Below are 15,690 nucleotides of genomic sequence, written 5' to 3' on the forward strand. Positions count from 1 at the left end.
TTTACTTCGTAAAGGCCCGGCAGGGCCTTTTTTCGTCAGCGCATTGTAGCTTCGTTGCAAACCACTGCTTATGCGCCTGTGCCTTGCCCTGCTGCTCCTTTTTTCCGTATTGAACGGGTTCAGCCAAAAGATCGCTTACCACCTGCCCGAAGGCCTGGAAGGCCGCATCAGTGCCGCCGAATACAAGCCGATCGTCGACAGTGCCGTGTACCATATCGGAACCCGCTGGAAGGTGCTGCGCGTTGATTCAGGCGTGGTGCAACTGGAAGAAAACCCGGAGGCTTCCCAGTGGAACCTGTACAACCTCGTGTCGCAGTGCCTGTCGGTTCCAACAGAGCAGCGAGGGGCTTTCGTGCGCGAATATTTCCAGCGTACGTTCCGTTCCATGGACACCCGGAAGCTGCTCGACCTGGGCTCCTTTGCAGCGGCACGGCAGTACCTGGCCCTTCGTATTTACCCGGCGCAGACAGTGGAAGGGACGGCGCTGAAAGAAAACTCACTCACCCGCCGCGACCTCGAAGGCACCTACACCGTCGTTATGCTCGACCTGCCGGACGTCTTTACCAACCTGCGGCGGAATGACTTTGAGAAATGGAAAACGTCCGAAGAGGCCGTGTTTGCAGCAGCAACCGAAAACGTCGCCCGCCAGCAGGTGCAAAAGGTGAGCGAGGAATTTGAAGTGGACAGCAGCAAAATCCGCATCAGCTTTTTGGAAGAAGAAAACTACGCCGCCAGCTACGTGCTCAACCTGGAGCGCAACCAGCCCGATCTCGTCGGCGCCTGGGGTACCGTGGTGGCCATACCCAACAAAGGCTTTGCGCTGATGTGCCGGATCGACCCCGAGCGGCCGGTTGACTTTGTCAAATTCATCCAGGCTACCTATGGGCAAATGATGAAATCGTACCAGGAACACCCCCAACCGGTGAGTGATCGCTACTTCTGGTATTATAAAGGGAAGTTCACGCCTATTACGCTGACCACGCCAGGTACAGATGGCCTGCAGGTGCTGGCGCCGATGGGCCTGTCGGAACTGATGTCGAAAAAGAAATAAGCTTTACCAGTCAAGCCCCAGCTGCTGCGCGCCGCCCGCGTGCCGGGCCTCGTGTGCCAGCAGCCATTGCTTCCGGTGCAAACCGCCGGCATAACCCGTGAGTGAGCGGTCGGAGCCGATGACACGGTGGCAGGGAACGACGATCGCCAGCTGGTTGCGACCATTCGCAGTACCCACGGCCCGGATAGCCTTGACGTCGCCCAACTGCTTCGAAAGGTCGCGGTAGGAGCAGGTTTTGCCAAAAGGTATCTGCAGCAGCCCATTCCAGACGCTTTGCTGGAAAGGCGTGCCGCCCTGCTGCATCGGGAAGTCGAAGTGCGTGCGGCTGCCCGCGAAATACTCCCCGAGCTGCCGCAGGCAGGCCTGCAGTTCGGGCGCTTCATCATACGGACCTTCGAGGGGTTCGTCGCTGAAGTGAATCACGCGGATGAACCCGTCTTCGGAATGAATGTGCAGGTAGCCGACGGGAGTTGATAAGCAGCTTTTCATCATCCGATCTTTAATCCGTTGGAAAGGGGCTGGCGGGGTTGGAGCAGCACGACTTCGCCGACCTCGTCGAAGATACCGAGCACGAGGCATTCGCTGAAAAACGTCCCGATCTGCTTGGGCGGAAAATTAACGACGGCCACAACCTGTGTGCCTATGAGTTCAAGTGTGCTATAGTGCTTCGTGATTTGCGCCGAAGACCGCTTCACACCGAGCTCTGCGCCGAAATCTATCTGCAGCTTATATGCCGGCTTGCGGGCACCCTCGAACACTTCCGCCGCCACAATAGTGCCGGTGCGGATGTCGATCTTTTCAAAGTCTTGCCAGGTGATTTGGGAAATAAGGGTTTAAAGATATAGCAGGTATTACACCGCAAAGTCAATAAGAAAAGAAGCAGGTACGCTAAGGAGAGACGCATCGGACGGATCTCCGGTTTCCATTCCAATGCGCCTATCGTGTGAAAAAGGTACCGCAGCCACGCGGGGTTCCAAGCCTTCTCCACTTTGGCTGCCCTAATCCAGCAGGTCGGAAAGATTATCGAGCTCGTCCTTCTTGTAATAGTCCTTTTCGTTGTCGAAGCACTTGCCCATCTCTTCCAGCACCGCCTGGATCACGCGTTTGTTGGAATAGGGGCGGAAGTAGGAGTGGACCGCGGGCACCTGGATACGCTTAAAATACAGCTCCAGGTCTTTGTGCGTAAAAACCATTCCCGAGGTGGGATCAATAAAGAACTCGATCTTGCTGATGGGCTGGTCCAATCCCTCCGAGCTGTACCCGGGCTTGAAGTAGGCCAGGATGAACTGCCGCGGGATACCAATCGCACGGACCGGGATGTCGAGCAGCTCGCACAGAATGAGGTAGAGCAGGCCATTCGCCACCTGGTTACCACGGCGGCTTTCCAGCGTTTTATGGATCAGGAAGTCGTTGACGTCGGTGTAGGCAGTTTCCATGCCTTTGAGGCCGTAATAGCCATAAAGAATGCCGGTGACGATGCGCACCTGCTCCAGTGGCGTCAGGTAGTTATTCAGTTCCAGCCAGATGTTGCGCCGGAGCTTTTCGATCTCCTGCACAATGGACGCAGTGGTGAGATCGGGGTATTGAAATTTAGCGGCCAGCAGCCCGCCCACGAGCAGGTCGTGGTGCCCGGCCAGCGACCACTGGCGGAAGTCTTCCCTGAGGTCGTTCACATGGAGCCGGTGGATGAGGAGTTCGATGCGTTCCTGCACCCGCTCGCTGACGGTGTTTTCCCAGAGGCTTTCCAGGTTGGGCACGATCTGGCGGCCAAACTCCACGATCCGGGTCGACACCGCGCCGAAGATTTCCTCGTCGGGATCTTCGATCAGGTTCAAAAGGGCATAAATCTCCTTGGTTTGTTCCATAAACTCACTCTCTCCAATATAATACCAAGCCGGGCTGGTTAGCTGCAAGTTTAAGGCAGGAACAGACGCCAAAAAACCTAATGTTTTCAACGGCGATCGCCCAAAAGAAAAGAGGCCCGGAGGCCTCTTGGTTCGTTATTTTTTCTTCGCCGCCGCCTTTTTCGCCGCTGCCTTTTTGGGTGCAGCTTTCTTGGCCGGGGCTTTCGATGCGGCAGCGCGTACTTTTTTGGTAAACGCATCGGGCACCTGCTCTTCGATCATCTTCTTCACGTTATCGAGCGGGAGCTGGGCGGCCTGCTCCGGCGTCAGCTTTTCGCCTTCGGGTCCGCGACCGAGCTTGAGCATCTTCTTGCCGAAGCGTATGAACGGACCCCAGCGGCCATTCTCGATGGTGATCTTCTCTTCGGGCCATTGCTGGATGTACCGGTTCGATTCCTTCTCCAGCTTCTTGCCAATGAGCTCGTTGATATCGTGCTGCGTGAGGTTGTCGTAGTTGTAGGCTTTCGGCACGTTGATATACAGGTCGCCCCACTTGAGGAACGGGCCGAAGCGGCCTTTTCCTTTCGTTACCGGCTGCTCCTGGAACTGCCCGATGGGCGCATCGGCTTCCTGCTTTTGTGTAATGAGTGCGATGGCGGCGTCCATATCCACGTCCATGGGATCGGTGCCTTTGGGGATGGAAACGAATTGCTCGCCGAACTTCACATATGGACCAAAGCGGCCGGAGTTGACCGACACTTCCTGGCCCTGGTATTCGCCGAGCGCCTTCGGCAACTGGAACAGCTCCAACGCCTCGGCCAGCGAGATCGTTTCGATGCTTTGATTCTGTTTCAGCTTTGCGTAGCGCGGCTTTTCCTCATCCTCGCTCTTGCCGATCTGCACCATCGGCCCAAAGCGCCCCATGCGTGCGATGATCGGCTTGTTGCTCACCGGGTCTACACCCAGGTCGCGCTCGCCGGAGATGCGTTCGGCCGTATCGATCGTCTTTTGTACTTCTTGCTTGAACGGATCGTAAAAGGCGCCGATCATTTTATTCCACTGCAGCTTGCCCTGCGCCACCTCGTCGAATTCTTCTTCGATGCGGGCGGTGAAGCCGTAGTCCATAATGTCGTCGAAGTATTGCTTCAGGAAGTCGGTGACTACCATGCCGAGGTCGGTGGGAAACAGCTTGCTTTTTTCGGCGCCCGTATTTTCACTGTCGGTTCGCTTCGTGATGGCGTCGTTGCGGAGCGTCAGCACGCCGAACTCGCGGCGCACACCTTCCTTGTCGCGCTTTTCCACGTAGCCGCGCTTCAGGATCGTAGAGATCGTGGGGGCATAGGTGGAAGGGCGGCCGATGCCGAGCTCCTCGAGCTTCTTCACCAGCGAGGCTTCCGTGTAGCGGGGCAGCGGGCGTGTGTAGCGCTCGATGGCGCTCATAGCCGTCAGCGGGAGGGTCTGGCCGGGGCGTAGCGGGGGCAGCATCCCTTCCTTCGTTTCGTTGCCGTCGTTTTCCGCTTCCACTTCCTCGTCGGAACTTTCGCGGTAAACTTTCATGAAGCCTTCAAACTTCATCACTTCGCCTTCGGCCTGCAATTCGGCATTGTTGGTTGACACTCCGATTTTTGCAATGGTCTTTTCCAGTTCTGCGTCGGCCATTTGTGAGGCCATCGTGCGCTTCCAGATCAGCTCATACAGGCGACGTGTATCCGCGTCGTCGATGCTGGTCTGCTGCATATAGGTCGGGCGGATCGCTTCGTGGGCTTCCTGTGCCGACTCGTTCTTATTCTTATAACGGCGGTGCTGGTGGTAGCGTTCGCCGTACATCGACTGCACCGCGCCCTGGATATCGCCCCGGGCGGTGTCGCTCAGGTTGACGCTGTCGGTACGCATGTAGGTGATGAGACCGCTTTCATACAGCTTCTGCGCCAGCAGCATCGTGCGGGCCACGCCGTAACCGAGCTTGCGGCTCGCTTCCTGCTGCAGGGTAGAGGTGGTAAAAGGCGCGGCAGGGGAGCGGCGCGTGGGTTTTACCTGGATGTCCTTAACGGTATACGTTGCCCCTTTGCAGCTTTCGAGGAACGCTTCAGCGTCTTCGGCTTTACTGAATTTGCTGCCTTCGGCCTTGAAGGGAACGGGGCGGCCGCCCGAATCGTTCGCGGTGAATAAGGCTTCTACTTTAAAGGAACTCTGCACGGCGAAGGCGTTGATCTCGCGCTCGCGCTCCACGATAATGCGCACGGCAACGCTCTGCACACGGCCCGCGGAGAGGTTGTTCTTCATGCTCATTTTCCGCCACAGCACGGGGCTCAGCTCGAAGCCCACGATGCGGTCGAGCACGCGGCGCGCCTGCTGGGCATTCACCAGGTCCATGTTGACCGTGCGCGGGTTTTGAACCGCACCAAGAATGGCCGGCTTGGTGATCTCGTGGAAGACGATGCGCTTTGTGGTCCGCGGGTCGAGGCCAAGCACCTCGCAGAGGTGCCAGGAAATGGCTTCTCCTTCGCGGTCCTCATCCGTCGCGAGCCACACCTCACCGCTCTTACGCGCGAGGGACTTGAGCTCGGAAACGACCTTTTGCTTGTCGTCGGAAACTTTATAGTGGGGCCGGAAGCCGTTCTGCACGTCGATGCCCATATCGCCTTTCTCAAGGTCGCGGATATGGCCATAGCAGCTCTTCACCTCGAAGTCCTTTCCCAGGATCTTCTCGATGGTTTTCGCCTTTGCAGGAGACTCAACGATTAACAGGTTCTTCGCCATACTTCATCAGGTTCCGCTGCCCAAGGTCGGACAACGGGAAATTTCAGCAAGATTAGCACATTTTCAATTAGTGGGTCCGGCAACGGCCGGGCTGCTTTCCGGGTTACTTCATCCGGAGGGCCATGCTTTCGGCCAGGTAGATCGCCCAGCGGGCGTATTCTTTGCCCGATGGGTGCAATGCATCGGTTGCCAGCAGCGAAGGATCGCGCTCGGCGTCGCGGCTGCCGGGTGTAATATCGATAAAGTTAGCGCCGTATTGCGCCGCCAGCCCGCGCGCCGCCGCGTTAAACTGGTCGATCTCCCGGGCGATCTTGTCTGTATCGAGCGATTTCTCCCGCGCAAAGGGCGTCACACCATAATCGGGGATGGACAGTAGAAATACGTGGTCGGCACGGCCATGTGCCAGGGCCACGGCGCGGGCCAGCAGCGCCTCGCACTCGGGGGTGTAGTCTTCCACCGTGCGGCCGCGGTACTGGTTGTTGACCCCGATGAGCAGGCTCACGAAGTCGTATTGCTTCAGGAAGGTGTAGCCGGAAAGCGCCGTCTGCAACTCGTCGGTGGTCCATCCGGTGCGGGCAATGAGCTCGGGCGGAGCCATGTGCACCTTGTCGCGGCGCAGGCGCTGGACGGCCTGGTAGGGAAAGCTTTCCGCGATGGGCAATGCTTCGCCGATAGTATAGGAATCGCCAAGGGCCAGGTAGGTGTAGAGTTTCTCCATGGGTTAAATGTAGCGATGGGACTCGTGAATCGGGAAGGTTGATCAGGATGCCAGGAAGTCGACCACCTTCCTGATCACCCCCGGGTCGCGGTAGATACGGCGGTGGCCCAATCCCTTCGTTATATAAAAGGTAACGTGCGGCAGGCCCGAGCGGCGCACCGGATCCACGTCGGACAGCGGGGTCATATCGTCGTCCTCGTCGTGCACCCACAGCACCGGCAGGTGAAGGTTGCGGATGGCACGGGCCACGGAGAACCAATGCACCGGGTGGCCGCCACGGCTTTCAACGAATGCGTCGAACGCCGGCCGGAGGGTGGCCGGAAGTTTCAAAAAGCGGAAATACATGTCGATGGCGGTACGCGTTTCGGTAGCGGCGGCGATGAGTACGGCGCGGGCGCCCTCGGTGTGGCCCTGCTCTTCGAGCGCAAGGCAAAGCGACAGCCCGCCGAGCGAATGGCCCATGAAGCGTTCGATGGGCCCGAAGCGGTCCCGTATTTCTTCAATGAACTGCATATAGATCCGTACGTTCATCTGCGTTCCCGAACTGCGGCCGTGGGCGGGCGCGTCGAAACCGAGCACGCAAAAGCCACGGTCGATAAAGGGTTGTATGTATTGCTCGAAATTGACAATACCCGACTCGAAACCGTGCAGGATCAGCAGGCGCCGGGGCGCACCGTCATTCCAGCGATAGCCCTGGATATCGAATTCCTGGAAGCGAAAACGCAGCGATTCCGCGGCCCGGTAAATTTCCGGAAGGTCTTTGCGGTTGCGGTACTGCGGCGTTGTGAACAGGTGAAAGGCCGCCGCTGCGGCGCGGCGCTTACTCAGCAGGTTCAGTAGCTGCAGTTTCGTTCGGATCAGGGCCAGCGCCGCCTTCTTTTTAAAAGACATGTAAAAGGGTTCGGGCCCAAAACTAAGCCCGGAATGCCAGAACTTCGCAGCATGCGTATTGTGATCATCGGCACCGGCAACACGGCCACCGTGCTCGGCCGCAAGCTGAAAGCGGCGGGCCACCATATCGTTCAGGTCTTTGGCCGCGATGCCGCCGCCGCGTCGGCGCTGGCCTATGAGCTCGACAGCGTGTCGGTGAACCATTGGACCATCGTGGACCGCGGCGCCGAGCTGTACCTGCTGGCCGTGTCTGACCTGGCAGTGGCCGAGGTGCGCCGGCAGCTCGACCTCCCCGAAGGCACACTGGTGCACACTGCCGCTTCGGTGCCGCTCGAAGCGCTCAAAGGCGCGGCCGCGCACTACGGTGTGTTCTACCCGCTGCAAAGCCTGCGCAAAGGCAGCGAGCGATTGCCCGAGATCCCGGTGCTGGTAGACGCCGGCGACGCACCGACACTCCACCAGCTGGAGGTGCTCGCCTCCAGCATCAGCGGCCAGGTGGCCACCGCCGACGATGCTACCCGGCTGCGCCTGCACCTGGCAGCAGTGTTCTGCAACAACTTTGTCAACCATATTTATACGCTGATGGAAGAGTGGTGCGACCGGCAGGGGCTCGACTTCCGGCTGCTGCTACCGCTGATCCGCGAAACCGCTGAGCGGGTAGGTGAGGTGGCACCGAAGCAGAGCCAGACCGGCCCGGCCCTCCGCCGCGACAGCGCCACCCTGGAGCGACACCGCCGCCTGCTGGCCGGCGAGCCAAAACTGCTGGCGCTTTACGACCTGTTTACCGAGAGCATTCAGAACAACGGTGTGTAGTTTGTTGTTCGGGGCTGAAGTCCCGCGCCGAGGGCGTACTTTTGCCGCCGAAACGAACGACTGATGTATACGATCCAATTCAACTTCGAGCAGGCAGGCCTTCAGCCGGTGACGCTGGAGAATATTCCCGCCGGGCACAGCCTGCTGGAAGTGGCCCTCATGAACGATATCGAGCTGCACCACAACTGCGGCGGCGTCTGCGCCTGCAGCACCTGCCACCTGTATGTGCAGAAAGGAGAGCAGCACCTCGAAGAGCTGAGCGACAAAGAAGAAGACTTTATCGACCGCGCCGTGCGGCCGCGCCTCAACTCGCGCCTGGGCTGCCAGTGCCTCCTCCTCGACGGGGACGGCGTGGTGGAGGTGACCCTGCCCGACCAGACGCAGTTCCTGGGCGAATAATTTACCGAATCCCTATTTTCATTGCACCTTATGAGTCATTTTGAGCCCCCGATACACTGGAGCGATTATGAAGACATCGCCCTGAAGCTTTACGAGAAATTCGGCGACGACTTCTCCGAGAGCAAGATCTACCGCATCCGCTTCACCGACCTGCTCGAGTGGGTGCTGAGCCTTCCGGGCTTCGTGGGCACCCGCGAGGATTCGAACGAAGGCCACCTCGAGCGCATCCAGAGCGAATGGGTGTATGAGTGGCGCGACAACCAGAAATAAATGAATGGAGTAGTGGGGTGATGTCCTGATGGGATAACGGTGATTGATCCTGTCCGTGTATTACCCCATTACCCGATTATCCCCATACGCACCATGGAGCTGCTGGACCAATTCAAGGCTGTAAAAACATTCGTGTTCGACGTGGACGGCGTGCTGACCGACAGCACGGTGCTTCTCCTCGAAAACGGGCTGCAGGCACGCCGCATGAACATCAAGGACGGGCTGGCCCTGCAACTCGCCCTGCGCAACGGCTACCGCGTGGTGATACTTTCGGGCGCTTACTCGGCACCGGTGGTGGCGCGGATGCAGTACCTTGGGCTGACGGATATTTTTACCGCGGTGAAAGACAAGAAAGCCTTCCTCGAGCGGTTTGCCAAAGAGGAAGCCGTAGACCTCGGCGCATTGCTGTTTATGGGCGACGACCTGCCCGACCTGCCCGCTCTGGCGGTGGCCGGCCTGCCTTGCTGCCCCGCCGACGCGGTGCCTGAAGTGCTGGCGGCCAGCCGCTACATCGCCACACGCAAGGGTGGTGATGGCTGCGTGCGCGAAGTGATTGAGAAAGTGCTGCGCCAGAACGGACACTGGCACTACGAAGCCGGATTGACCTCCAAATAAACTGCATGAGATCCATCGCTGCGTTCTTCAAGCTGGTGCGCTGGCAAAACCTGCTCTTCATTGTGCTGACGCAGCTGCTTTTCTATTTCTGCGTCTTCGTGCCGCTGTACAAGCCCACGGTGGCACCGGTGCGCCTCGCCTGGCTCATCCTCGCGTCGGTCTTTATTGCCGCTGCCGGTTACGTCATCAACGACTACTTCGACCTCAACATCGACCAGGTCAACAAGCCGAACAAAAACGTGATCAACCGGATCATCCCGCGGCGCTGGGCCATCTTCTGGCACGGCTTCCTCAGCCTGCTGGGACTCCTCGCTACCGTGTATGCCGTGGGCTTTCACAAAAGCTACCTGATCCTGGCCAACGCGGTGGTGATCGTGCTGCTTTGGTTTTATTCCACCTCGCTCAAGAAAAAAATGCTGATCGGCAACATCCTCATCTCGGCACTCACGGCCTGGACGATCCTGATCCTCTTTTTTGCGCAGGTGTCGTTCCGTGCTGCCTTCGGCGTGGTGCAGGATGCGGTCACGACCAAGTTCTTCCGCGTTGCGTTTCTCTATGCCGGTTTCGCCTTCGTGCTTTCGCTGATACGCGAGGCCGTAAAAGACGTGGAAGATATGGAAGGCGACCGCCGCTACGGCTGCCGTACACTTCCCATCGTGTCGGGGCTGGTGGCCACCAAGGTATATACCACGGTTTGGATCGTGGTGCTGCTCGGTGCGCTCATCGTGCTGCAGTTGTACATACTGCAATTCCGCTGGTGGGCCGCGGTGATTTACTCCGTTTCCTGCGTGATTTTTCCCCTGATTATCCTGTTCTTTTCCCATCTCAAAGCCCGCAGCACTTCCGACTTTAGCAGCCTGAGCCGCCTGGCGAAATGGATCATGCTGGCGGGGATCGGATCGATGCTGTTCTTCCGTCTGTATTTTTGAGCCCATGACGGAACGCTACATCCTGGCCTCGCAAAGCCCCCGCCGCAAGCAGTTGCTGGAATGGGCCGAGATCCCCTTCGACATCCGCGTGGCCAATACCGACGAAAGCTATCCCGCGGGTCTCACGCCCGGGCAGGTGGCCGAACACATCGCCCGCGAAAAGGCCGCCGCCGTGGCGCCGCTGGAGCCCGGGCGCACGGTGATCGCCGCCGACACCATCGTGGTGCTCGACGACGACATCATCGGCAAACCCGCCGGCCGCGACGAAGCCGTAGCCACGCTGCTGCGCCTCAGTGGGCGCACACACCGCGTAATCACGGCCGTGGCCCTGCGCCGCGACGGCAAAGAGATGCTGTTTCACGACGTGACCGAGGTGGAGTTTCACCCGCTGACCGGGGAAATGGCGACGTTCTATGTAGATAAGTACCAGCCTTACGACAAGGCCGGCGCCTATGCCATCCAGGAATGGATCGGCGTGGTGGGCATCCGGTCAATCCGGGGCGACTTCTACAACGTGATGGGATTGCCGGTAAGCCGCGTGGTGCAGGCGCTCAGTTCGTTCTGAGCACCCAAGCACCCCACATATGACCGAACGACTCTTCCACTTCCTGTGGCAATTCGGCTACTTCAGCCACAACGAGCTGCGCAGCGCCGGCGGCGAGCTTATTCAGATCGTTGACCGTGGCCGCTACAACAGCAACGAAGGCCCCGACTTCCTCGACGCCCGCATACGCATCGGCCCCGCGCTGTTGGCCGGCTCCGTGGAGCTGCACCTGCGCACTTCCGATTGGGACCGCCACCGGCACAGCGGCGACCCCAATTACCGCAACGTGATTCTGCACGTAGTTTATGTGCACGATCGGCCAACCGAGGAGCGACACCTGCCCGTGCTCGAACTGCAGCCACACGTATCGACCATCCTGCTCGACCGCTACGCGGAGCTGCTGGCGCAGGAAGGATTCATTCCCTGCGAGAAAGAAGCGCTGCTGGTGCCCGACCTGCTGTGGACCTCCTGGAAAGACCGGCTGCTGGCCGAACGGATGCTCGAAAAAACCAGTCGCATCGCCGCCCTGCTGCAGGAGGCCCGCAATGATTGGGAGGAAGTATTCTGGTGGCTGCTGGCCCGCAATTTCGGGATGACGGTGAATACGGATGCCTTCGAAGCCGTTGCGCGGAGCCTGCAGTTGCCGCTGTTGTGGCGCCACCGGGGGAGCATTCACCAGCTGGAGGCACTGTTGTTGGGTCAGGCAAACCTGCTGCACGGCCGCTTCAGCGAAGACTACCCGCAACTGCTCCAGCGCGAGTATCGCTACCTGCAGAAGCTGCACCCGCTGCAACCGGTGCACCGGGCCGTGCACTTTCTGCGGATGCGGCCACCGGCCTTTCCCACGGTTCGCCTGGCGCAGCTGGCGGCCCTGTTGAAAGGGGAGGAGCACCTGTTTTCACGGGTGCTGGAAGCAAAAGAGCTGGCCGATGTACAGCAGCCGTTCGCCGTAACGGCCAATGATTACTGGCATTACCACTACCGTTTTGACGAAGAATCGGCCTATGCGCCCAAAAAAGTGGGCGCGGTGCTGCTTAACAGTTTGCTGACGAATACGCTGGCGCCGGTGGTCTTCGCCTACGGACACCTGCAGGCTCGCCCCGAGCTCAAAGAGCGGGCGCTGGGCTGGTTGCGCACCCTGCCGGCCGAGGACAATAAAGTGCTTCGCCGCTTTGCCGCTGCGGGCATCCGCGCCGAAGGCGCGGCCGACGGACAGGCGCTGCTCTACCTCGAAAAGACGTATTGCCGGGAAAAGCGATGCCTTGATTGTGCGATCGGTTGTGCGTTACTGAAACGGGAATGGGCACCCATCGCCGGAAAGAAATAAGACGACCGATCCAGCCATCAGGACCAGGCGCCCCAATCCACCTGCACTTCGATGTCGGGGTGCAAGCTCTGGGCAACGGGGCAGGTGTTGCCGGTCTGGATCAGGATGGCCTTCGACCGGGCGTCGAGGTCGCGGAGGGCATCGGGAATGTGAAAGGTGAGCCGGATGCCGCCAACGCGCCGGGGCTCCGCCTTCATGATCTTCTCAGTGTCTACGGAAAGGCCATCCAGGTCGAATCCCATACTGCGGGCTTTGATGCCCATCACGGTGGCCATGCAGGTGGCGAGCGAGGTGGCGAGCAGGTCGGTGGGCGAGAAACGCTCGCCGAGACCGTTGTTGTCGACCGGTGCATCGGTCTCAAACGAAGAGCCCGATTGGAGGTGGGTACAAGTTGTGCGCAATGCTCCATCGTAGCGAACCGTAGACGTCATGGTTTTTTACTTGATTTGTGCATAAATTTACGCTTACAACCGTTTGATGCTCGTGAAAAAACTCATTCCCGTCCTTTGCCTGATCCTGCTCAGCGCCGGCGCTTTCGCGCAGAAAGAGCAGCGTAAAGAGAAACGCACCGAGAAGACCAAAAAGATCGACGCCCTCATCAGGCAGGAGGAGGAAGGCGTGCTGGTATACCGCAAGCAAACCGCCTTCGGTCTGCAGCTCCGCTCCAACGGGTACGGAGTCTTCCTGGAGATCGGTCGCCGCAAAACGCCGCGCTGGACGAACGTTTATGCCGCCGAGCTCACCGAGATCAAGCATGGTAAGGAAGAAAAAGGCAGCAATACCAACGGTACATTCAACAGCTCGTATATCTACGGGAAGATCAACAACTTTTACCAGTTCAAGCTGGGCTTTGGCCGCGAATACATCCTGGGCCAGAAAGGCAACAAGAACGGTGTGGCGGTGATTGCCTTCGGGCAGGGCGGCCTGTCGCTGGGCCTCCTGCGTCCCTATTACATCGATGTGCAGGAAGGCGCCGACAAGCGCGCCATCAAATACGAAAGCGCCGACAGCCTCAAGTTCCTCGGCCTCGGCCCGGCCACCATCCTCGGCTCGTCGGGTATCGGCAAGGGCTGGAACGAGCTCCAGGTGCGTCCGGGCGCCTACGTTAAAATGGGCCTCCGGTTCGATTTCAACCGCTATAACGAACGGATGCAGGCCGTCCAGATCGGCTTCAGCCTCGAAGGCTATGGCAAGGGCATCGAGCAACTCGTATACAACGACCCCAAGAAACTGTTCTTCCAGCTCCACCTGGCCTACGTGTTTGGAGGCAGGAAAGGCTAGGCCCCGCCCCGGTCCCCGAAGGGGGCAACCACAGGACGCCTCCGTACCATTTGCGGCCTCCATTCAAAGGACAGGTGAAAGCCCGGAACGCGATGCGATCCGGGCTTTTCTAACATAGGCAACTAAGAAAAGTCACCTTCCTGTAAAAATGTCCCGCCTACCTGCCCCCTTTGGGGCCAACCAAGCTAAAGCGAAGGTTGCGCGCAAAGCGCTGGGGCTTAACTTTGCACCCATGTCGTGTAATTCGGTCAGTGATCAACCCGTGAAAAGAAACAAGCCCGACTGGCTGCGCGTGAAGCTGCCCATCGGCGAGAGCTACAAGCATGTGCGCAGCCTCGTGGACACCCACAAGCTGCACACGATCTGCGAAAGCGGTAATTGTCCCAACATGGGCGAATGCTGGGGCGCCGGCACCGCCACGTTCATGATCCTGGGCAACGTGTGCACCCGGAGCTGCGGCTTTTGCGCCGTGGCCACCGGCCGTCCCCCGGAGCTTGACTGGGATGAGCCTCAGCGCGTGGCCGAGGCCATACACCTGATGAAGGTGAAGCACGCCGTGATCACTTCGGTGGACCGCGACGAGCTCAAGGACGGCGGCTCCACGATCTGGTACAATACCATCAAAGCCGTTAAATCGCTCAACCCCGGCACCACACTGGAGACCCTGATCCCCGACTTCAAAGGAAAAAAAGAAGACATCCAGCGCGTGATCGACGCGGCGCCGGAAGTGGTGTCGCACAATATTGAAACCGTGGAGCGCCTCACCCGGCAGGTGCGCATCCAGGCCAAGTACTGGCGCTCGATGGACGTCATCCGCACCCTGAAAGAAGGTGGCATGCGCACCAAAAGCGGCATCATGCTCGGCCTCGGCGAAACGAAGGAAGAAGTGCTCCAGACGATGCAGAACCTCAAAGAAGCCGGTTGCGACGTAGTGACCATCGGCCAGTACCTGCAGCCCACCAAAAAGCACCTGCCCGTGCAGCGCTTCGTGCACCCCGACGAGTTTGCCGAGTACCGCTCCGCCGGCTACGAAATGGGCCTCGACTACGTGGAGAGCGGTCCCCTGGTACGCTCTTCTTACCACAGCGAACGGCACGTATTCCCAGGCCTTGGCCGGAAAGAGTGGGAGATGAGCAAGGCGAACGCGACGTTGGAAAGTTTATAGTTTACAGGTAAAGGAAAAAGTAGAATAAAAGAAGGCCGCTCCTAGAGCGGCCTTCTTTATTATGCGTTGGCGCCAGCCAACTGTAAACTGGAAACTATAAACTCCAAACTATTCTTTGATCTCCCACACTAACGCCGATGCTCCCAAAATGGCGGCATCCGCTTCTTTGAGCTCGCTGAACACCAGCTTTACCTTGTCGCGGAAAATAGGCAGCAGGTTGGCCTCCATATGCTCGCGGGTAGGGTTCATCAGCAAGTCGCCGGCTTTGATGACGCCGCCAAAGAGGATGATGGCTTCCGGGGAGGAGAACATGACAAAGTTGGCCAGCGCTTCGCCGAGCACCTGGCCCGTAAAGCGGTAGGTTTCCAGGGCAATCGCATCGCCCTGCTGCGCCAGCTCGAACACTTTTTTCGAATCCAGCGTCTCGTCGTCGATGCCGCGCAGGGCGCTGCTTTCCGAAGACTGCTCCAGCAGTTCCTTTGCCGTCAGCACGATGCCGGTGGCGGAGCAATAGGTTTCCAGTGAGCCGCGTAGGCCGGTGCCCCAGTGCAGGCGGCCGCCGGGGCGGATGCAGGTATGTCCGAGCTCGCCGGCAAAGCCGTCGTGACCGAGAATGAGCTGGCCGTTGGCGACGATGCCGCTGCCCACGCCCGTGCCGAGGGTGATCATGATGAAATCTTTCATACCGCGCGCCGCGCCGTACATCATTTCGCCCACGGCCGCCGCATTGGCGTCGTTGGTGAGCAGGCACGGAAAGCCGAACTTGTCGGTCATCAACTTTGTCATCGGTATGATGCCCCGCCAGTGCAGGTTCGGGGCATACTCAATGGTGCCCTTGTAAAAGTTGCCGTTCGGAGCGCCAATGCCCATGCCCTTGATCACCTTGCCGTCGCCGACCTCGTCGATGATGGGCTGGAGGGTATCGTACAGCGCCTGGATAAAATCGTTGACGTCTTCATGGGCATCGGTACGCAGCTCGCCCTTTCGAACAATCTCGCCGCGGTGATTAACAAGGCCCCATTTCGTATTCGTGCCGCCGATGTCGACACCGATGGCTAGTTCGTGTGAAAGATCCATATCGTG

Annotated in this window: 18 protein-coding genes; 10 read left to right on the forward strand and 8 right to left on the reverse strand. The window is 59.1% G+C overall.

The annotated features are described in order from the left end of the window. Positions 1-70: 70 nt before the first annotated feature. On the forward strand, positions 71-1,051 hold the full coding sequence (locus E0486_RS04375) for a DUF1444 domain-containing protein (RefSeq protein WP_131850922.1): 981 nt from the start codon (positions 71-73) through the stop codon (positions 1,049-1,051). A gap of 3 nt (positions 1,052-1,054) precedes the next feature. Here the strand turns inward: E0486_RS04375 and E0486_RS04380 are convergent, their stop codons facing one another. The 6 genes from E0486_RS04380 to E0486_RS04405 form a co-directional block, all read right to left on the reverse strand. After that, positions 1,055-1,540 carry a methylated-DNA--[protein]-cysteine S-methyltransferase gene (locus E0486_RS04380; RefSeq protein WP_131850923.1) on the reverse strand — a complete coding sequence of 162 codons (486 nt, stop codon included), beginning with the start codon at positions 1,538-1,540 and terminating at the stop codon, positions 1,055-1,057. Further along, positions 1,540-1,821 (reverse strand): tRNA-binding protein, encoded by a 282-nt coding sequence (locus E0486_RS04385; protein ID WP_243697371.1) that lies wholly within the window; start codon positions 1,819-1,821, stop codon positions 1,540-1,542. Before E0486_RS04385 ends, E0486_RS04380 begins: the two co-directional genes overlap by 1 nt. Before the next feature lie 228 nt (positions 1,822-2,049). Continuing rightward, the gene (locus E0486_RS04390; protein WP_131850924.1) at positions 2,050-2,916 is read right to left on the reverse strand and encodes a transglutaminase family protein; all 867 of its coding nucleotides are present in this window, start codon (positions 2,914-2,916) and stop codon (positions 2,050-2,052) included. A 135-nt stretch (positions 2,917-3,051) separates the two neighbouring features. Then, positions 3,052-5,655 carry a type I DNA topoisomerase gene (gene topA, locus E0486_RS04395; RefSeq protein WP_131850925.1) on the reverse strand — a complete coding sequence of 868 codons (2,604 nt, stop codon included), beginning with the start codon at positions 5,653-5,655 and terminating at the stop codon, positions 3,052-3,054. Positions 5,656-5,758: 103 nt separating this feature from the next. Beyond that, positions 5,759-6,373, reverse strand: a complete 615-nt coding sequence (locus E0486_RS04400) for an SGNH/GDSL hydrolase family protein (protein ID WP_131850926.1) — start codon at positions 6,371-6,373, stop codon at positions 5,759-5,761. A gap of 42 nt (positions 6,374-6,415) precedes the next feature. Then, positions 6,416-7,264: an alpha/beta hydrolase gene (locus E0486_RS04405; protein WP_165917189.1), complete on the reverse strand. Its 849-nt coding sequence runs from the start codon at positions 7,262-7,264 to the stop codon at positions 6,416-6,418. 51 nt (positions 7,265-7,315) lie between these two features. Here E0486_RS04405 and E0486_RS04410 point away from each other — a divergent pair, with 51 nt between their 5' ends. From E0486_RS04410 to E0486_RS04440, 7 genes are all read left to right on the forward strand, one after another. Further along, positions 7,316-8,077: a Rossmann-like and DUF2520 domain-containing protein gene (locus E0486_RS04410; RefSeq protein ID WP_165917190.1), complete on the forward strand. Its 762-nt coding sequence runs from the start codon at positions 7,316-7,318 to the stop codon at positions 8,075-8,077. A gap of 63 nt (positions 8,078-8,140) precedes the next feature. Continuing rightward, positions 8,141-8,476 carry a 2Fe-2S iron-sulfur cluster-binding protein gene (locus E0486_RS04415; RefSeq protein WP_131850929.1) on the forward strand — a complete coding sequence of 112 codons (336 nt, stop codon included), beginning with the start codon at positions 8,141-8,143 and terminating at the stop codon, positions 8,474-8,476. Between the two features lie 30 nt (positions 8,477-8,506). Then, positions 8,507-8,746, forward strand: a complete 240-nt coding sequence (gene iscX / locus E0486_RS04420; protein ID WP_131850930.1) for a Fe-S cluster assembly protein IscX — start codon at positions 8,507-8,509, stop codon at positions 8,744-8,746. A 93-nt stretch (positions 8,747-8,839) separates the two neighbouring features. Continuing rightward, the gene (locus tag E0486_RS04425) at positions 8,840-9,361 is read left to right on the forward strand and encodes a KdsC family phosphatase (RefSeq protein WP_131850931.1); all 522 of its coding nucleotides are present in this window, start codon (positions 8,840-8,842) and stop codon (positions 9,359-9,361) included. A gap of 5 nt (positions 9,362-9,366) precedes the next feature. After that, complete coding sequence (locus tag E0486_RS04430; RefSeq protein WP_131850932.1) at positions 9,367-10,290, forward strand: geranylgeranylglycerol-phosphate geranylgeranyltransferase; 924 nt, start codon at positions 9,367-9,369, stop codon at positions 10,288-10,290. A 4-nt stretch (positions 10,291-10,294) separates the two neighbouring features. Further along, the gene (locus E0486_RS04435; protein ID WP_131850933.1) at positions 10,295-10,855 is read left to right on the forward strand and encodes a Maf family protein; all 561 of its coding nucleotides are present in this window, start codon (positions 10,295-10,297) and stop codon (positions 10,853-10,855) included. A 19-nt stretch (positions 10,856-10,874) separates the two neighbouring features. Continuing rightward, positions 10,875-12,161, forward strand: coding sequence for a DUF2851 family protein (locus tag E0486_RS04440; protein ID WP_131850934.1), 1,287 nt, complete (start codon positions 10,875-10,877; stop codon positions 12,159-12,161). Between the two features lie 17 nt (positions 12,162-12,178). Here the strand turns inward: E0486_RS04440 and E0486_RS04445 are convergent, their stop codons facing one another. After that, positions 12,179-12,592: an OsmC family protein gene (locus E0486_RS04445; protein WP_131850935.1), complete on the reverse strand. Its 414-nt coding sequence runs from the start codon at positions 12,590-12,592 to the stop codon at positions 12,179-12,181. A 52-nt stretch (positions 12,593-12,644) separates the two neighbouring features. On the opposite strand from E0486_RS04445, the gene E0486_RS04450 reads away from it, so the two are divergent. Beyond that, positions 12,645-13,442, forward strand: coding sequence for a hypothetical protein (locus E0486_RS04450; protein ID WP_131850936.1), 798 nt, complete (start codon positions 12,645-12,647; stop codon positions 13,440-13,442). A 262-nt stretch (positions 13,443-13,704) separates the two neighbouring features. Continuing rightward, on the forward strand, positions 13,705-14,607 hold the full coding sequence (gene lipA, locus E0486_RS04455) for a lipoyl synthase (RefSeq protein ID WP_262709619.1): 903 nt from the start codon (positions 13,705-13,707) through the stop codon (positions 14,605-14,607). 108 nt (positions 14,608-14,715) lie between these two features. Here lipA and E0486_RS04460 read toward each other — a convergent pair whose 3' ends face one another. After that, the gene (locus E0486_RS04460) at positions 14,716-15,684 is read right to left on the reverse strand and encodes an ROK family protein (RefSeq protein ID WP_131850938.1); all 969 of its coding nucleotides are present in this window, start codon (positions 15,682-15,684) and stop codon (positions 14,716-14,718) included. Positions 15,685-15,690: the final 6 nt, after the last annotated feature.

It is taken from the genome of Flaviaesturariibacter aridisoli, assembly GCF_004343705.1.
In the GTDB taxonomy this organism is placed as follows: domain Bacteria; phylum Bacteroidota; class Bacteroidia; order Chitinophagales; family Chitinophagaceae; genus Flavisolibacter; species Flavisolibacter aridisoli.

Excerpts from the sequence above, each read along its gene's own strand:
- E0486_RS04375 (WP_131850922.1), top strand. The coding sequence starts at position 71 with ATGCGCCTGTGCCTTGCCCTGCTGCTCCTTTTTTCCGTATTGAACGGG.
- E0486_RS04380 (WP_131850923.1), bottom strand. The coding sequence starts at position 1,540 with ATGAAAAGCTGCTTATCAACTCCCGTCGGCTACCTGCACATTCATTCC.
- E0486_RS04390 (WP_131850924.1), bottom strand. The coding sequence starts at position 2,916 with ATGGAACAAACCAAGGAGATTTATGCCCTTTTGAACCTGATCGAAGAT.
- topA (WP_131850925.1), bottom strand. The coding sequence starts at position 5,655 with ATGGCGAAGAACCTGTTAATCGTTGAGTCTCCTGCAAAGGCGAAAACC.
- E0486_RS04400 (WP_131850926.1), bottom strand. The coding sequence starts at position 6,373 with ATGGAGAAACTCTACACCTACCTGGCCCTTGGCGATTCCTATACTATC.
- E0486_RS04405 (WP_165917189.1), bottom strand. The coding sequence starts at position 7,264 with ATGTCTTTTAAAAAGAAGGCGGCGCTGGCCCTGATCCGAACGAAACTG.
- E0486_RS04410 (WP_165917190.1), top strand. The coding sequence starts at position 7,316 with ATGCGTATTGTGATCATCGGCACCGGCAACACGGCCACCGTGCTCGGC.
- E0486_RS04415 (WP_131850929.1), top strand. The coding sequence starts at position 8,141 with ATGTATACGATCCAATTCAACTTCGAGCAGGCAGGCCTTCAGCCGGTG.
- iscX (WP_131850930.1), top strand. The coding sequence starts at position 8,507 with ATGAGTCATTTTGAGCCCCCGATACACTGGAGCGATTATGAAGACATC.
- E0486_RS04425 (WP_131850931.1), top strand. The coding sequence starts at position 8,840 with ATGGAGCTGCTGGACCAATTCAAGGCTGTAAAAACATTCGTGTTCGAC.
- E0486_RS04430 (WP_131850932.1), top strand. The coding sequence starts at position 9,367 with ATGAGATCCATCGCTGCGTTCTTCAAGCTGGTGCGCTGGCAAAACCTG.
- E0486_RS04435 (WP_131850933.1), top strand. The coding sequence starts at position 10,295 with ATGACGGAACGCTACATCCTGGCCTCGCAAAGCCCCCGCCGCAAGCAG.
- E0486_RS04440 (WP_131850934.1), top strand. The coding sequence starts at position 10,875 with ATGACCGAACGACTCTTCCACTTCCTGTGGCAATTCGGCTACTTCAGC.
- E0486_RS04445 (WP_131850935.1), bottom strand. The coding sequence starts at position 12,592 with ATGACGTCTACGGTTCGCTACGATGGAGCATTGCGCACAACTTGTACC.
- E0486_RS04460 (WP_131850938.1), bottom strand. The coding sequence starts at position 15,684 with ATGGATCTTTCACACGAACTAGCCATCGGTGTCGACATCGGCGGCACG.